This window comes from Micromonospora arborensis, from assembly GCF_003205615.1.
GTDB lineage: Bacteria > Actinomycetota > Actinomycetes > Mycobacteriales > Micromonosporaceae > Micromonospora > Micromonospora arborensis.
On record NZ_PYBV01000018.1, the window covers coordinates 78,558 to 93,466 of the forward strand.

Below are 14,909 nucleotides of genomic sequence, written 5' to 3' on the forward strand. Positions count from 1 at the left end.
CCGTCTCAGCCCTGGAACCTCCAGGCCCTGGGTGCGGTCGCGGCGGCCAGCACGGCCTCCGGCACCGGTTGGCCCGGGCACCGGCGCAGCAGCAACGACAGCCCGGCGGCGCCGATCGACAGCGTGCCGGCCACGTACCAGGCCATCGCGTAGTCGCCGAGCCGGTCCCGGACCAGCCCCGCGCCGGTCGCGGCGACCGCCGCACCGAACTGGTGGGCGGCGAACACCCAGCCGAACACCACCGCCCCGGCACCACCGAAGTACTCCCGGCACAGCGCCACCGTCGGCGGCACGGTCGCCACCCAGTCCAGGCCGTAGAAGATGATGAACACCAGCATGCTCGGCTCGGCGGTGCCGGAGAACAGGCTCGGTAGCACCAGCAGGGACGCCCCCCGCAGCGCGTAGTACAGGCCGAGAAGCAACCGGCTGTCCACCCGGTCGGTGAGCCAGCCGGAGGCGATGGTCCCGACGATGTCGAAGAGTCCCACCAGGGCGAGCAGCCCGGCCGCGGTCGTCTCGGGCATGCCGTGGTCGTGCGCGGCCGGCACGAAGTGCGTACCGACCAGGCCGTTGGTGGTCGCTCCGCAGATCGCGAACCCGCCGGCCAGCAGCCAGAAGGGTCGGGTCCGGGCCGCGGCCGCCAGCGCGCCCAGCGCCCGGGTCGCCGCGCCACCGGTCGCCGGGGGCGCCGCGACGACCTCGGTCGCGCCGTAGGCGGGCAGGCCGAGATCCGCCGGGTGCTCGCGCAGCAACCACACCACCAGGGGTACGACCGCCAGCGCGGCTCCGGCCACGACGAGTGCCGCGGTACGCCAACCGTGGTCGCGTACGAGGATGGCGATCAGCGGCAGGAACACCAGTTGTCCGGCCGCCCCGCCGGCGGTCAGCACTCCGGTGACCAGGCCCCTTCGGCGTACGAACCAGCGCCCGGTGATGGTGGCCACGAACGCCAGCGCCATCGAGCCGGTGCCCAGCCCGACCAGCACACCCCAGCAGAGCAGCAGTTGCCAGCTGGCGCTCATGAAGACGGTCAGCCCGCTGCCCGCGGCGACCAGCACCAGCGCCACCGAGACCACCCGGCGGATGCCGAACCGGTCCATCAGGGCGGCCGCGAACGGCGCGGTGATCCCGTAGAGCAGCAGGTTGACCGACACGGCTGCGGAGATGGTGGCCAGCGGCCAGCCGAACTCCTCGTGCAACGGGTGCAGCAGCACCGACGGCGTGGCGCGGAAGCCGGCCGCGCCGACCAGCGCCACGAAGGCGACGGCGGCGACCAGCCAGGCGGGGTGTAGACGGCGATTCTTGGTCACCGGAACAGTCTGGGCGGTGCCGTGCACCGCGACGAGTGGCCGGAAAGCCATCGTGCGCAATAATCGGGCCATGACTGTTCGCCCGCACCGGATCGCCGTACTCGCCCTGGACCAGGTGGTCGGCCTGGACCTCGGCACCCCGTCCCAGGTCTTCACCACCGCCCGGGCCGCCGACGACACACACCTCTATGACGTACGGGTCTGCACCCCGGGCGGGCGGCCGGTTCGCAGCACCGCCGGGTTCCAGGTGCTCCCCGACCACGGTCTGGAACTGCTCGACACCGCCGACACGGTGATCGTCCCCGGCATCCACGCCGGTGGCGCGTTGACCTCGGGCACCCTGGAGCCGGAGGTGGCCTCGGCGCTACGGGCGGCTCACCAGCGGGGTGCGCGGATCATGTCGATCTGCACCGGGGCGTTCGTGCTGGCCGCCGCCGGGCTGCTCGATGGACGTCGGGCGACCACCCACTGGGCGTTCACCGAGCAGTTCCGTCGCCTGTACGACCGGGTGGACCTCGACCCGGGCGTGCTCTTCATCGCCGACGACCGGGTGCTCACCTCGGCCGGAGTCGCCGCCGGCATCGACCTCTGCCTGCACGTCATCCGCCTCGACCACGGCAGCGAGGTGGCCAACCGGGCGGCCCGCCGCTGCGTGATGCCACCGTGGCGGGACGGCGGCCAGGCGCAGTACATCGAGCGGCCGGTGCCGAAGGCCACCGACACCAGCACCGCGGGCGCCCGGGAGTGGGCCCGGCGGCGGCTGCACAAGCCGATCGCCCTGCGCGACCTCGCCGAGCAGGCGCGGATGAGCGTGCGCACCTTCACTCGGCGCTTCCGATCGGAGACCGGCCTGAGCCCGGCGCAGTGGCTGCTGCAACAGCGCACCGACCACGCACGGCTGCTGCTGGAGACGACCGACCTCACCGTCGACCAGATCGCCCACCGCACTGGTTTCGGCACCACCGCCGCCCTGCGCCAGCAACTCCACCAGCGCATCGGCGTCGCCCCGTCGGCCTACCGCCGCACCTTCCACCCCCGCCCGGAGCTGATCGACACCTGATCCACCACCCGGGGTCGGACCCTTCCTTCCCACCACCCCCGACCACCGCGCAGCCGCCGCCAAGCCGCGAAGCCAGGCCGTCTTGACCGCCCGCCACCCGCCGCCACCCGGCCGCCTTGACCGCCCGCCACCCGCCGCCACCCGGCCGCCCGGCCGCCTTGACCGGCCGCACACCGCAGGACGGCCCACCGCAGGACCGCCCGCCGCCCAGCCGCCCAGCGCAGGACCGGCCGCCGCCCAGCCGCCCAGCGCAGGACCGGCCGCCGCCCAGCCGCCCATCGCAGGACCGGCCGCCACAGGACCGGCCGCCACAGGACCGGCCACTGCAGGACCGGCCACTGCAGGACCGCCCGGCCGGCCACCGCCCGGCCGGCCGCCGCAGGACCGGCCGCCGCAGGACCGGCCGCCGCAGGGCCGCCCGCCCGCCGGCCCCCGGCACCAGCATGGGAGACGCGACAGCGCCTCGGAGGCATCACTGCGATGAGCGATATACCTGTGCGTCATATTTATGACTCAGAGGTATACCGCTCATCAGGGCGGCATGCCCGAGAACCTCGCCACGTCGGGCGGCGACCCGGACCGAACCGCTCAGCCATCGAGCCCGCTCAGCCATCGAGCCCGCTCAGGAGCGGAGGAGACGGAGCTGCGCCTGGTGCTTGGGCAGGTGGACCCGGGTGTGCAGGTCGAGCGTTCGGGACCAGGGCAGCGGCTCGTCGACGATCAGGTCGAAGCCCTCCCGCAGGTGGGTCTCGACCGGGGTCTCGGCAGCCAGGCCGAGCTGGTCGACCAGCCCGCACAGACGGTCGCTGGTCCCGTGCAGCAGAGCGGTCAGGCCACGCAGACCGCCCTGCTCGGCGGCGAGCGCGTCGAGCTGTGGGCGGTGCATGTCCTCCTCCAACTCGTAGTAGGCGAACGGCGAACCGGCCAGCAGCGCCTCGGTGGCCTGGATCATCAACTCGTCGTTGGCGACCAGATGTGCGACGACCTGCTCGGCACTGAGCTGCCCCTCCGGAGCCGGACCGAACCCGCCCGCGTCGACCTCCGCGAGCAGCACGCCGTACGCCCGCCGCAATCCCCCGCTCTCCACGCCTCCCAGTCAACCGCGCCCGCGGCGGATTAGCGGCGGGATTGACGGGAGCGGAGGTAGTCGCTGACCACGTACTCGCCGAGGTCATCGGTGTCGGGCGTGAACATGCGGCCTCTGCTGCGGCGGGCCACCGCGTCCACGAAACGCCGCAGACCCGGGTCGTCGCCGAGCATGAACAGGTTGATCGTGGCGCCGTATCGGCTCAGCCGGTCCACCTCACGAACCGTCGCCTCGATCGTCTCCGGCAGCGGCGGCCAGTGGAACAGCGCCTCCCCGTCGTCCGGGTCCAGGTGAGCAGTCGGCTCGCCGTCGGTGACCACCAACACGATCGGCTCGGCGTCCGGGTGCCGGCGCAGGTGCCGACCCGCCAACCGCAGCGCGTGCTGCAGGTTGGTGCCCTGTTCCAGGTCCGGTTCCGTGGCGGCCAGCTCATGCTGGGTGAGCGTCATCGCCTCCCGGCCGAAGCCCACGATCTGCAGGGCGTCCTGCGGGAAACGCGTCTCCATCAGGTGCGCCAGCGCCAGGGCGGTCTGCTTCATCGGCCCCCAACGCCCCTGGGAGATCATCGAGTACGACAGGTCGACGCAGAGCACCACCGCGGCCGAAGCTCGCTTCTCGGTCTCCACCACCTCGAAGTCGTCCACCGCGAGCTGCACCGGAACCGTCGGCCCGGCCCGGCTGACCGCCCGGGTCAGCGTTCGGACCACGTCCAACGGCTGCTCATCGCCGTACTCCCAGGGTCTGGACGCACCGCTGACCTCGCCGGCGGCCCCCGCCGAGCGCAGGTCGTGCTGGCCGCGCGGGCCGGCGGTCAGCTCGGCGAAGACCCGTCGCAGCGCCGTCCCGCCGAGGCGGCGCAGCGCCTTCGGGCTCAGCGTGAGCCCGTCCGCGTCCCGACCGACCCAACCCTGCCGGCGTAGCTCCCGCTCCAGATCACGCAGCCGGCGAACGTCATCGGCCGCGTCCCGGCCCAGTGTGCGGGCCACCGCGTCGACGTCCACGTCGTCCAGCGTGGCCCCCGGGTGCTCCTGGTCGAGCTGGTCGAGCAGGTCGTCCAGCTCGCCGATCTCGCCCAGGGCACCGGCCGCGTCGGCGTAGTCCAGCGGCCGTTCGCCCCGGACCCGCTCGCCGCGCCCCCAGCGCAGGTCCGGGCGGAGTGCCCGCAGGTTCGCGTCGAGGGCGGACAGCTCCCCCGCGAGGCGGTCGCCGAGCGACTGCTGCATCAGACCGGCCAGCTCGGCGCGCTGCCGGTCGGAGAGCGAGTTCATCAGCCGCTCGCCGGCCGCCGACCGGCGGGCCAGCACGTCGATCAGCTCGTCGACGGTCTCCGGTCGCTCCGGGAAGAAGTCGCCGTGCCGGCGCATGAACTCGGCGAACGCGTCGGTGGTGTCCTCGGCGCGGCCGTGCCGGGCCAGCAACTCGTTCAGGTCGCTCATCATCTCGGCCAGCCGCTGCTGAGCGGCCGGGTCGGCGGACGCACGCACCGCGTCGCGCAGCCCGGCGAAGCGCTGACCGAGCACATCGTCACGGAGCTGGTCGAGGATCTGCTGGTACGACCGGCGGGCGTCTGCGCTGGCCCACTGATAGCCGGACAGCTCCTCCACCGCCCGCGCGGTCGAGCGGGGCAGGCTGTCCAGCACCGACTCGGCGAACCGCGCGTCGTCGCCATCGCGGCCCCGCAGCTCGTCCCGCTCGGCGGCGAGAGCCTGGTCGAGCAGGGCCTGAGCCCTGGTCACCGCGCCATCCAGGTCACCGCGACGAAGCGCCTCCCGGCGCAGCCGCCGAGCCCGGGCGGCCAGGTCGTCCAGCCCACCCCGCCCCTGCGGCCCACGGCGCAGCAGGTCGCGCAGCGCCTCCCGGAGGGAGCCGCCGGCCAGCACCTCGGCGCCGACCGCGTCCACCGCCTCACGCACGTCGTACGGGGGTGCCAGCGGGTCGGGCCCGCCACGCCACTGCCCGTACCGGAACCTGTTGCCGGCCACGGTCAGTCCCGGCCGCCGTAGACGGTGCGCCCCGAGTCGGTGACGTCCTTGCCGAGCCTGCGGGTCAGGTGCAACCCCTCCAGCACGAACTCGACGGCGGCCGCCGCCTCCTCCGGGGTCGGCGCGTCACCCAGGCCGAGCCGATCGAGGACCTTCGCCAACCCGGGCACGGTGCCCACCTGTCGCAGCAGCTCGGCGGCACCGACCAGCTCACCGGTCTCGATCGCCGCGCCCTCGTCGACGAGGGCGGTGAACCCGGACAGGTCCAGCCCGGCCAGGTGTGCCCGGAACGTCTCGGCGGTCGCGGTGCGCAGCAGGTGGGCAAGGACCTCGATCTCCCGTCCCTCCTCGCCGCTCTCGAACTCCACCTTGCCGCGCAGGGTGCTGGTCACCGAGACCGCGTCCCCGACCCGCGCCACCGCAGCCTCGGGGCGTCCCTCCGGGGTCCCGGAGGCGGCGAGCAGACCGGCGCGGCGCAGCGCGGCACCAGCGACCGTCTCCGCGGCGGCGATGGCGAACCGGGCGGACACGCCGGAGCGCGGGTCCACCGACGGCGACTCCCGCACCGCACGGGCGAACCGGGCCAGAACCTCCAGTACGTGCTCCGGCACCTCGGCGACCAGATCGGCCTCCTGCCGGATCAGCGCCAGCTCCAACTCCAGGTCGACCGGGTAGTGGGTACGGATCTCCGCGCCGAACCGGTCCTTGAGTGGGGTGATGATCCGGCCCCGGTTGGTGTAGTCCTCCGGGTTGGCGCTGGCCACCAGGAGCAGGTCCAGCGGAAGCCGCAGCTGGTAGCCGCGGACCTGGATGTCCCGTTCCTCCAGCACGTTGAGCAGGGCCACCTGGATCCGCTCGGCCAGGTCGGGCAGCTCGTTCACGGCGAAGATGCCCCGGTTGGTCCGAGGTACCAGCCCGAAGTGGATGGTTTCCGGGTCGCCGAGGGTGCGGCCCTGGGCGATCCGGATCGGGTCGACGTCACCGATCAGATCGCCGACGCTGGTGTCCGGGGTCGCCAGCTTCTCGCCGTACCGCATCGAGCGGTGCAGCCAGCCGACCGGCTGGTCGTCACCGGCCTCGGCGATGAGGGCGCGGGACGCGGGGGTGAGCGGGTGCATGGGGTGCTCGTTGAGCACCGAGCCGGGGATGACCGGGGTCCACTCGTCGAGCAGTGCGCCGAGCGAGCGGATGAGCCGGGTCTTGCCCTGGCCGCGCTCACCGAGCAGCACCATGTCGTGCCCGGCGAGCAGTGCCCGTTCGACCTCGGGCAACACGCTGTCGTCGTAGCCGACGATGCCGGGGAAACGGGCCGCACCGGAGCGCATCCGGGCCAGAAGGTTGTCGCGGAGTTCCTGCTTGACGGTGCGGTATTGGTGACCGGCCGCCCGAAGCGCGCCGAGCGTGCCGGGCAGGTCGGCCGGTGGAACCGGGGTCACGGGGGTAGGCGCAGTCACCCGCCCCACGCTAGCTCACGTTTGAAAGAGGTCCCCAAACAACAAGAAAGGGGGACCACTCAGCCGGACGGGGTGACGAACCCGGACTCGTAGGCGGCGATGACCGCCTGGGTACGGTCGCGGACGCCCAGCTTGGCCAGCACGTTGCCGACGTGCGTCTTGACGGTCTCCAGCCCGACCACCAGGTGGGCGGCGATTTCCGGGTTGGACCGCCCGGTGGTCATCAACCGCAGCACCTCGGCCTCCCGTTCGGTGAGCCGGGCGGCGCACAGCCGGTCACCCCCGGCCGGCCCGTACGCCCCGACGAGTTGCCGGATCGCGGCCGGGAAGAGCAGCGACTCCCCCGCCGCGACCACTCGGACGGCTTCCACCACCTCGGCGGGCCGGGCCCGTTTGAGCAGGAAGCCGGAGGCGCCGGCGCGGAGTGCCTCGTAGACGTACTCGTCGTTGGCGAACGTGGTGACCACCAGCACCCGGGGTGGGGTGGCGGAGGTGGCCAGCAGGTGCCGGGTGGCCTGGATGCCGTCGATGCCGGGCATGCGCACGTCCATCAGCACCACGTCCGGCCGATGCCGGGCGACCAGCGGCGGCACCTCGGCGCCGTCGGCGGCCTCGGCGAGCACCCGCAGGTCGGGTTGGGCGTCGATGATGGCGCGCAGCCCGACGCGGATCAACTCGTCGTCGTCGACGATCAGCACACCCGTGGTCATGTCGTCTCCTCGTACGGCAGGCGGGCCCGGATCAGCCATCGGTCGCCGTCCGGTCCCACGGTGAGCCGGCCGCCGAGCAGCAGAACCCGCTCGCGCATGCCGTCCAGGCCCCGGCCGCCCCGGCCGGGGTCGGCGCGACCCGGACGAACCACCGCGTTGACCAGTTCCAACTCCATCGCGTCGGGTTGCAGCTCCAGCCGCAGGGTGACCGGTCCGTGGCCGTACCGGGCGGCGTTGGTCAGGCCTTCCTGGACGATCCGGTAGCCCTCCCGGGAGACCACGGCGGGCACCCGGGCCGGGTCGCCGGCGCGCTGCGCGTGCACCGTCAGCCCGGCCGCGCGGGCGTCGGTGACGAGCCGGTCCAGGTCGGCGAGGGTACGCTGCGGCGCCACGGCCGGCCGGCGGCTGCCGGTCTCCCGGAGCAACCCGAGCACGTGGTCCAGCTCGTCCATCGCGGTCCGTCCGGTCTCCTCGATCGCGGTGAGCGCCCGCCGGACGAACTCGGGGTCGGTGTCGAGGACCTCGCGGGCGGCTCCGGCCTGGAGGGTGGCCACGGTCAACGCGTGGCCGACCGAGTCGTGCAGTTCCCGGGCCAGTCGGTTGCGTTCGGCGAGCCGGTTGGCCTGCGCCTCCAGCGCGGCGATCCGCTCCGCCTGGGCGGGGCCGAGCAGCACCGGCGCCATGGATCCGGCGAGCGCGCCGAGCCCCGCGACGGCGTAGCCGAGGCCGACCAGCAGAGCCACCCCGGTCAGGGTCAGCCAGCCGCTGTCCCGCCCGTCGAGCGGCCCGAACTGTTCCCGGCTGGTCAGCTCGGTGCCGATGCCGAACTGCTGACCGATGAAGGCCAGCGCCATCGGCAGGGCGCCGAACAGCGCGACCATCACCAGGGCGCCGACGACGAGGTGCGTGGTGATCCAGAGTGCGCTGCGCAGCCGGGTTTCCCGGTCGCCGCGATGCGCGAGTGCCGGCTCGGGCAGGTCGACGCCGAGCAATGCCCGCACGGCGGCGATCTCCAGGGCCCGGCTGCCGTCCAGCAGCAGCGGCACCCCGGCGATCACCACCGCGATCACCAGCAGCGCGTACACCAGTGAGCGGGGGAGCGCCGGGTCGGCGAGCAGTTGGGCGAAGGTCACCACGAGCAGCCCGTACGGCAGCGCCAGCACTCCACCCAGCAGCAGGAACACGCCGCGCCGCCAGGTGGTGCCGGCGACCAGCGGGGCCAACGCCGCTCGGAAGGTCACCCCGTCATTCTGCTGCCGGGAGGGTCTGGACGACTCCCCCGTACCGGGGAGATCTCAGCGGTGGTCGGCGACGTACTGCTGCGGGTCCTTGTCGCGGAACGGCAGGTTGCGGCCGTTCTTGTGCTCGCCGTAGAACGTCAGCCAGCGTTGGCCCAGCTCGGCGCGGAGTTCGGTGCTGGCGTGCCGGCGGAAGTCGGGCAGCGCCTCGTCCTCCTCCTCGGCCAGGTGTTCGCTGTTCTCCCGGCGGGCCGTACCGACCGCCGCCCACCACTGCTGCGAGCCGACCGGGTGCAGCTTCGCCTCGGCGATGGCGTCCCGGATCTTGTTGTGGTCGCCGATCGCGTCGGCGGTCTCGTCCTCGCCGTCGTCGCCGTGCTTGACCAGGTGCGGGTAGAGGATCGACTCCTCCGCCTCGGCGTGGATGTCCAGGTGCAGGGCGAGGGCGTCCCAGATCGCGAGGAGTTCCTGCTCGTCGCGGGCGTCGTCGAGGCGGGCGAAGCCGCGCCGGAAGGCGGCGTGGTCGTCCAGGATCAGTGCGGTGATGTCGTCCACTGTGCTCACTTTCCCGTCGGGCCGGCGAACCGGGCACGCAGCATTTGGGGCACCGCGGCGAGTCCGGTGACCGGGCGGAAGCGCTTGTCGAGGGCGATGAACCGCATGGCGTCGAAACTACCCCGCTGTCCGGGTTCCCACGCCTGATCCCGGGCACCACTGGCCGGAGCTAGGCTCATGATCGTGACCTACCTCGCCGCGGATGACCGCTACGACACCATGACCTACCGGCGCAGCGGACGCAGTGGCCTGCGGCTGCCCGCCGTCTCACTCGGGCTGTGGCACAACTTCGGTCCGGACCGCCCATTCGAACGGCAGCGCGACATCGTCCGACGCGCCTTCGACCTGGGTGTCACCCACTTCGACCTGGCCAACAACTACGGGCCGCCGCCCGGCGCGGCCGAGGAGAACTTCGGCCGGATGCTCGCCACCGACCTGAAGCCGTACCGGGACGAGTTGATCATCTCCAGCAAGGCCGGTTACCTGATGTGGCCCGGCCCGTACGGCGAGTGGGGTTCGCGCAAGAACCTGATCTCGTCGTTGGACCAGTCGCTGGGCCGGATGGGCCTCGACTACGTCGATATCTTCTACTCGCACCGGTTCGACCCGGACACTCCGCTGGAGGAGACGATGGGCGCGCTCGACGCGATCGTCCGCTCCGGCAAGGCGCTCTACGTGGGCATCTCGAACTACAACTCGGAGCAGACCGCGCGGGCCGCCACGATCCTGGGCGAGCTGGGTACGCCGCTACTGATCAACCAGCCGTCGTACTCGATGCTCAACCGCTGGACCGAGTCCGACGGCCTGCTCGACACGCTGGAGCAGGTCGGCGCGGGCTGCATCGCGTACAGCCCGTTGGCCCAGGGCCTGCTGACCGACCGCTACCTGGGTGGCATTCCGGCGAACTCGCGGGTGCGCACCAGTGTCTTCCTCAACGAGAGCGACCTCAGCGAGGAGAAGATGGCCACCATCCGGGGGCTCGGTGCGGTCGCCGAACGGCGCGGCCAGTCCCTCGCCCAACTCGCGCTGGCCTGGGCGCTGCGCGACCCGCGGATGACCAGCCTGATCATCGGGGCGAGCAGCGTCGAGCAGTTGGAGACGAACATCGCGGCGCTCGACAACCTCGACTTCACCACCGAAGAGATCGCCGAGATCGACGGCCTCCTGGCCTGAGTGACGCCGGGCCGCCGGGTCACCAGATCCGGCGGCGCCCGGCGCGGTGGTTGCGCACCTCGCACTGCCGGCCGACCGGAGCAGCGGCGTTGCGGCGCCGCCGCCCCGCGCCGACCAGCAGCGCGTCAACGCTCAGCATCGACGGCCGCGGCCGCCCGGTCGGCGAGGTGTCCCAGGTAGAGCAGATAGGGCACCACCAGCACGGCGAGCACCAGCACGGCCGCGATCACCGGCGGGTCACCGAAGGCGACACCGAGGATGACCGGGAGCGGCGAAGCGGCCGCCAGCAGGATGCCCGTCCGGTGCAGGGGGCGGGCGACCCGACGGTGTGCGGCGTGCCAGTGCTTCGCCGACCGCAACGTCTGCGGCGTACGCACCCCGGGGCTGCGGTATCTGCCGACCGACGGTCGCAGGGCGACCCGGGCGGTGTAGGCGACGAGCCATCCGAGGAACGCGTAGACAACGGACACGAACACCCCAGGCAACACTGGACACCTCCTGCCGCATCGTCCGCGATCATTGCAGGTCGGCGGGAATCCGGTGGGTGGGCGGAGCGTTTCGATACTCGGAACCGCTTGCACCGAGGAGGCAGACATGAAGGTACGTAGCTCGTTGCGTGCACTGAAGCAGAAGCCGGGTTCGGTGGTGGTCCGCCGTCGTGGCCGGGTGGTCGTGGTGAACCGCGCGAACCCGCAGTGGAAGAGCCGCCAAGGCTGATAACCCCCTTACCGGACATATCGCAATTAACGCCCCGACCGGGCCACTCCCGGTCAGGGCGTTAATTGTGCAAGATCGCCACGGGGGACGGACCCGGACGACAGACAGCGGCCCGGTTGATAATCAACCGGGCCGCTGACCTGCGTTCACAAGGGTGGAGCCGAGGGGACTCGAACCCCTGACCCCCACACTGCCAGTGTGGTGCGCTACCAGCTGCGCCACGGCCCCTTGCTGTCGTCCCGGTCGCCCGGGCACTGGGAAACTATACACAGACCGGCCCGCATGGTCATCTCGCGGGGTCCCCCGCCGAAGCCGGGTCAGTTGAGCGCCACGTCCGGCGGGAAGTGGGCGACCGCGGCCATCATCCCGCCCTGCCGACGCAGCACCATCGGCCACAGGTCGTCGGGCCGGTCGACGAAGGCGTCACCGGGCAGCCCGTCCAGCACGAACCAGGAGCCGTCGGCGATCTCCTGCTCCAACTGCCCGCTGCCCCAGCCGGAGTAGCCGGCGAAGACCCGGATCCCCCCGATGCTCTCCCGCAGCCGCTCCGGGTCGACCGAGAGGTCAATCGTGCCGACCGCTCCGGAGACCTGGTGGAAGCCCTTCAGCCGGCGCATCGGGTGCCGCATCCGGGCCAGGCAGATGGCCGAGTCGGGCTGCACCGGCCCACCCTCGAAGAGCACCGCCGGATGGCGGGCCAGATCGCTCCAGTCGCCGAGCACCTCGGCCACCGGCACCTCGGTGGCCCGGTTCAGCACCACACCGAGCGCACCGCCCGGCTCGTGGGCGACGAGCAGCACCACCGTACGGTCGAAGTTCGGGTCCTTGAGCGCCGGAGTCGCGACCAGCAGCCGCCCGGTCATCGACTCCATCGCTCGTCCGCCGATCGCCTGACCCTCTCCCTGCATGCCACACACCCGTCAACCGTGAGCCCACGCCGGGGATCGGTCATCTACCGGATCCGCCCGGTGCACCAGGGCCAGCCGCGCTGTCAACGCCATGCCTGGCACCATAGCCTGCGTCCCGGGTGCTGGCTAAGGTCTGACCGGCAGGTGATCGGACAGTTGAGACGGAGGGCTGATGGCACCGACGGCAGACATCGCGGTGATCGGCGGGTCAGGCCTGTACGCCCTCCTCGACGGCACCGCCCATGAGCTGGAAACCCCGTACGGGCCACCGTCGGACGCGGTGACCATCGCCGAGGTGGCCGGGCGGCGGGTCGCGTTCCTGCCCCGACACGGGCGGGACCACCGGCATCCACCACACCTGATCCCCTACCGGGCCAACCTGTGGGCGTTGCGCTCCCTCGGCGTACGCCAGGTGTTGGCGCCGTGCGCGGTCGGCGGGCTCCGTCCGGAGCTGGGTCCGGGCACGTTCGTGGTGCCGGACCAGCTGATCGACCGGACCAGCGGCCGGGCGCAGACCTACTACGACCAGGGTGCCGTGCACGTGCCGTTCGCCGACCCGTACTGCCCGAACGGCCGGCGGGCCCTGCTCGCCGCCGCCGCTGGCCGGGACGTCACGGCCGTGGACGGCGGGACGGTGGTGGTGGTCGAGGGCCCCCGGTTCTCCACTCGGGCCGAGTCCCGCTGGTACGCCTCGATCGGCGGCACTGTCGTCAACATGACCGGCCACCCCGAGGCGGTGCTCGCTCGGGAGCTGGCCCTCTGCTACTCCTCGATCGCGTTGATCACCGACCTGGACGCCGGAGTGCAGGCCGGTGAGTCGGTGACCCAGGACGAGGTGTTCCGGGTCTTCGCGGCCAACACCGACCGGCTGCGGGGCGTCCTGCTGGACGCGCTGGCGGCACTGCCCGCCGCGCAGGACTGCGTCTGCGGCCACGCGCTGGACGGCATCACCCTGCCCTTCCCGTTGCCCTGAGCAGGCACGGAGCCGGCCCATCGGATGGGCACACGGGAAACACCCGAAAGGTCCGTCACATCCCGATAGATTCGGCTGATCGGGAGGGCGACCGCGATCGTCCCTGCCCGTGAGACGGAGGCGGGTGACGATGGCAACGGTCCGGGACGCGACGTACGACGTGCTCCGCACCCTCGGCATGACCACCATGTTCGGCAACCCCGGCTCCACCGAGGAGCCGTTCCTGCAGGACTTCCCCGCCGACTTTCACTACGTCCACGCCCTGCACGAGGCGACGGCGGTCGCGATGGCGGACGGCTACGCCCAGGCCAGCGGAACACCCGCCCACGTCAACCTGCACACCGCCCCGGGCACCGGCAACGGCATGGGCAACCTGGTCACCGCCTGGCACAACAAGACCCCGCTGATCGTCACCGCCGGCCAGCAGACCCGGGAGATGCTGCTGCTCGAACCCCGCCTGACCAGCCGACGGCCCACCGAACTGCCGCAGCCGTACGTCAAGTGGGCCTACGAGCCGACCCGGGCGCAGGACATCCCGGCGGCGGTGCTGCGGGCGTACGCGACGGCGGTGCAGCCACCGGCCGGGCCGGTCTTCCTCTCCCTGCCGATGGACGACTGGGCCCAACCCGCCGACCCGCTGCCCGCACCGCGAACGGTGGCCACCCGGTTCGCACCGGACCCGCACCGGCTGGACGAGTTCGCCCGGATCCTGACCGACAGCCACAACCCGGTGCTGGTGTACGGGCCGGGAGTGGACCGCTCCGCGAGCTGGTCGGCCGCCGTCGCGCTCGCCGAGCGGCTGGCCGCACCGGTCTGGTCGGCCCCCGCGCCCGAACGCGCCGTGTTCCCGGAGGACCACCCGCACTTTCGTGGTGTGCTGCCGTACGCGATCGGCCCGCTCGCCGACGCGCTGCGCGGGCACGACACAGTGCTTGTCATCGGCGCTCCGGTGTTCCGCTACTACCCGCACATACCGGGCGGGCACCTACCGGACGGCGCCCGGCTGCTGCACGTCACCGACGACCCCGACGAGGCCGCCCGCGCGCCGGTCGGGGACAGCCTGCTCGGCGACCCGGGGCTGACCCTGGCCGCGCTGATCGACCTGGTGCCGCCGGCCGACCGGCCACCCCCCGCGCCCCGGGATGCCCCGACGCCGCCGGAGATCACCGCGCCGCTGAGCGCGGACGCCCTGTTCGCCGGGTTGGCCGCGCACTGGCCGGCGGACGGGGTGCTGGTGCAGGAGTCACCGTCCAATCTGTCCGCACTGCGCCGGCAGTTGCGGATCACCCGCCCGGCGTCGTACTTCACGATGGCCAGCGGCGGCCTCGGCTACGGCCTGCCAGCCGCGATCGGGGTGGCACTCGCCGAGCGGGACACCCGGCGCGGCCGTCCGGTGGTGGCGGTGATCGGTGACGGCTCGTTCCACTACTCGGTGCAGGCGTTGTGGACGGCCGCGCGCCTCGCGCTGCCGGTGGTGGTCGTCGTTCCGGTCAACCAGCAGTACGCGATCCTCAAGGCCTTCGCCGAGCTGAAGGAAACTCCCGGGGTGCCCGGGCTGGACCTGCCGGGGTTGGACATCGTCGCGATCGCGTCCGGCTACGGCTGCGCCACCGAGGTGATCCAGACCCCCGACCAACTCGGCGCGGCGCTCACCACCGGGCTGCGCGCCGACCGTCCCACCGTGTTGCCGGTGCCGATCAGCACCGACGTGCCCAGCATCCTCTGAGCCGGACCTGTCGACC

General features: G+C 72.4%; 15 protein-coding genes and 1 tRNA gene. 5 read left to right on the top strand and 11 right to left on the bottom strand.

Features of this window, described 5'->3' with window-relative positions; genetic code table 11:
- Nucleotides 1-5: 5 nt before the first annotated feature.
- Entirely contained in the window at nucleotides 6-1,361 is a 1,356-nt protein-coding gene (locus tag C7C45_RS15610) for an MFS transporter (protein WP_425271140.1), read from the bottom strand.
- Nucleotides 1,362-1,380: 19 nt separating this feature from the next.
- On the opposite strand from C7C45_RS15610, the gene C7C45_RS15615 reads away from it, so the two are divergent.
- Nucleotides 1,381-2,370 (top strand): GlxA family transcriptional regulator, encoded by a 990-nt coding sequence (locus C7C45_RS15615; RefSeq protein ID WP_244200399.1) that lies wholly within the window; start codon nucleotides 1,381-1,383, stop codon nucleotides 2,368-2,370.
- Between the two features lie 622 nt (nucleotides 2,371-2,992).
- Here C7C45_RS15615 and C7C45_RS15625 read toward each other — a convergent pair.
- From C7C45_RS15625 to C7C45_RS34075, 7 genes are read right to left on the bottom strand one after another with little or no spacing between them, the layout of a single operon-like run.
- Nucleotides 2,993-3,457, bottom strand: a complete 465-nt coding sequence (locus C7C45_RS15625; RefSeq protein WP_110564396.1) for a hypothetical protein — start codon at nucleotides 3,455-3,457, stop codon at nucleotides 2,993-2,995.
- 29 nt (nucleotides 3,458-3,486) lie between these two features.
- Nucleotides 3,487-5,439, bottom strand: coding sequence for a VWA domain-containing protein (locus C7C45_RS15630; RefSeq protein ID WP_110564397.1), 1,953 nt, complete (start codon nucleotides 5,437-5,439; stop codon nucleotides 3,487-3,489).
- 2 nt (nucleotides 5,440-5,441) lie between these two features.
- The gene (locus C7C45_RS15635) at nucleotides 5,442-6,902 is read right to left on the bottom strand and encodes a magnesium chelatase ATPase subunit I (protein WP_110564398.1); all 1,461 of its coding nucleotides are present in this window, start codon (nucleotides 6,900-6,902) and stop codon (nucleotides 5,442-5,444) included.
- A gap of 50 nt (nucleotides 6,903-6,952) precedes the next feature.
- Nucleotides 6,953-7,603 (bottom strand): response regulator transcription factor, encoded by a 651-nt coding sequence (locus tag C7C45_RS15640; protein WP_110564399.1) that lies wholly within the window; start codon nucleotides 7,601-7,603, stop codon nucleotides 6,953-6,955.
- Nucleotides 7,600-8,844 (bottom strand): sensor histidine kinase, encoded by a 1,245-nt coding sequence (locus C7C45_RS15645; RefSeq protein ID WP_110564400.1) that lies wholly within the window; start codon nucleotides 8,842-8,844, stop codon nucleotides 7,600-7,602. The genes C7C45_RS15640 and C7C45_RS15645 overlap by 4 nt, the downstream gene beginning before the upstream one ends.
- Nucleotides 8,845-8,898: 54 nt before the next feature.
- Nucleotides 8,899-9,396 (bottom strand): hemerythrin domain-containing protein, encoded by a 498-nt coding sequence (locus C7C45_RS15650; RefSeq protein ID WP_167454726.1) that lies wholly within the window; start codon nucleotides 9,394-9,396, stop codon nucleotides 8,899-8,901.
- 5 nt (nucleotides 9,397-9,401) lie between these two features.
- On the bottom strand, nucleotides 9,402-9,575 hold the full coding sequence (locus C7C45_RS34075) for a hypothetical protein (RefSeq protein WP_167454724.1): 174 nt from the start codon (nucleotides 9,573-9,575) through the stop codon (nucleotides 9,402-9,404).
- Here C7C45_RS34075 and mgrA point away from each other — a divergent pair.
- Nucleotides 9,574-10,569, top strand: a complete 996-nt coding sequence (mgrA, locus tag C7C45_RS15655) for an L-glyceraldehyde 3-phosphate reductase (RefSeq protein WP_110564402.1) — start codon at nucleotides 9,574-9,576, stop codon at nucleotides 10,567-10,569. The two genes, C7C45_RS34075 and mgrA, sit on opposite strands and share 2 nt — an antisense overlap.
- Before the next feature lie 125 nt (nucleotides 10,570-10,694).
- On the opposite strand, the gene C7C45_RS15665 is transcribed toward mgrA, so the two are convergent.
- Nucleotides 10,695-11,045 carry an SdpI family protein gene (locus C7C45_RS15665; protein ID WP_244200403.1) on the bottom strand — a complete coding sequence of 117 codons (351 nt, stop codon included), beginning with the start codon at nucleotides 11,043-11,045 and terminating at the stop codon, nucleotides 10,695-10,697.
- A gap of 118 nt (nucleotides 11,046-11,163) precedes the next feature.
- On the opposite strand from C7C45_RS15665, the gene C7C45_RS15670 reads away from it, so the two are divergent.
- A complete protein-coding gene (locus tag C7C45_RS15670) occupies nucleotides 11,164-11,286 on the top strand; it encodes a 50S ribosomal protein L36 (protein ID WP_030490864.1) in 123 nt (40 codons plus the stop codon).
- Between the two features lie 155 nt (nucleotides 11,287-11,441).
- Here the strand turns inward: C7C45_RS15670 and C7C45_RS15675 are convergent.
- Nucleotides 11,442-11,514, bottom strand: a tRNA-Ala gene (locus C7C45_RS15675).
- An 89-nt stretch (nucleotides 11,515-11,603) separates the two neighbouring features.
- The gene (locus tag C7C45_RS15680) at nucleotides 11,604-12,194 is read right to left on the bottom strand and encodes a YqgE/AlgH family protein (protein ID WP_030490862.1); all 591 of its coding nucleotides are present in this window, start codon (nucleotides 12,192-12,194) and stop codon (nucleotides 11,604-11,606) included.
- Nucleotides 12,195-12,366: 172 nt separating this feature from the next.
- Between C7C45_RS15680 and C7C45_RS15685 the strand changes: the two genes are divergently transcribed.
- The gene (locus C7C45_RS15685) at nucleotides 12,367-13,167 is read left to right on the top strand and encodes an S-methyl-5'-thioadenosine phosphorylase (protein ID WP_110564404.1); all 801 of its coding nucleotides are present in this window, start codon (nucleotides 12,367-12,369) and stop codon (nucleotides 13,165-13,167) included.
- Nucleotides 13,168-13,297: 130 nt separating this feature from the next.
- Nucleotides 13,298-14,893 (top strand): benzoylformate decarboxylase, encoded by a 1,596-nt coding sequence (gene mdlC / locus C7C45_RS15690; protein ID WP_110564451.1) that lies wholly within the window; start codon nucleotides 13,298-13,300, stop codon nucleotides 14,891-14,893.
- The last annotated feature ends 16 nt before the right edge of the window (nucleotides 14,894-14,909 follow it).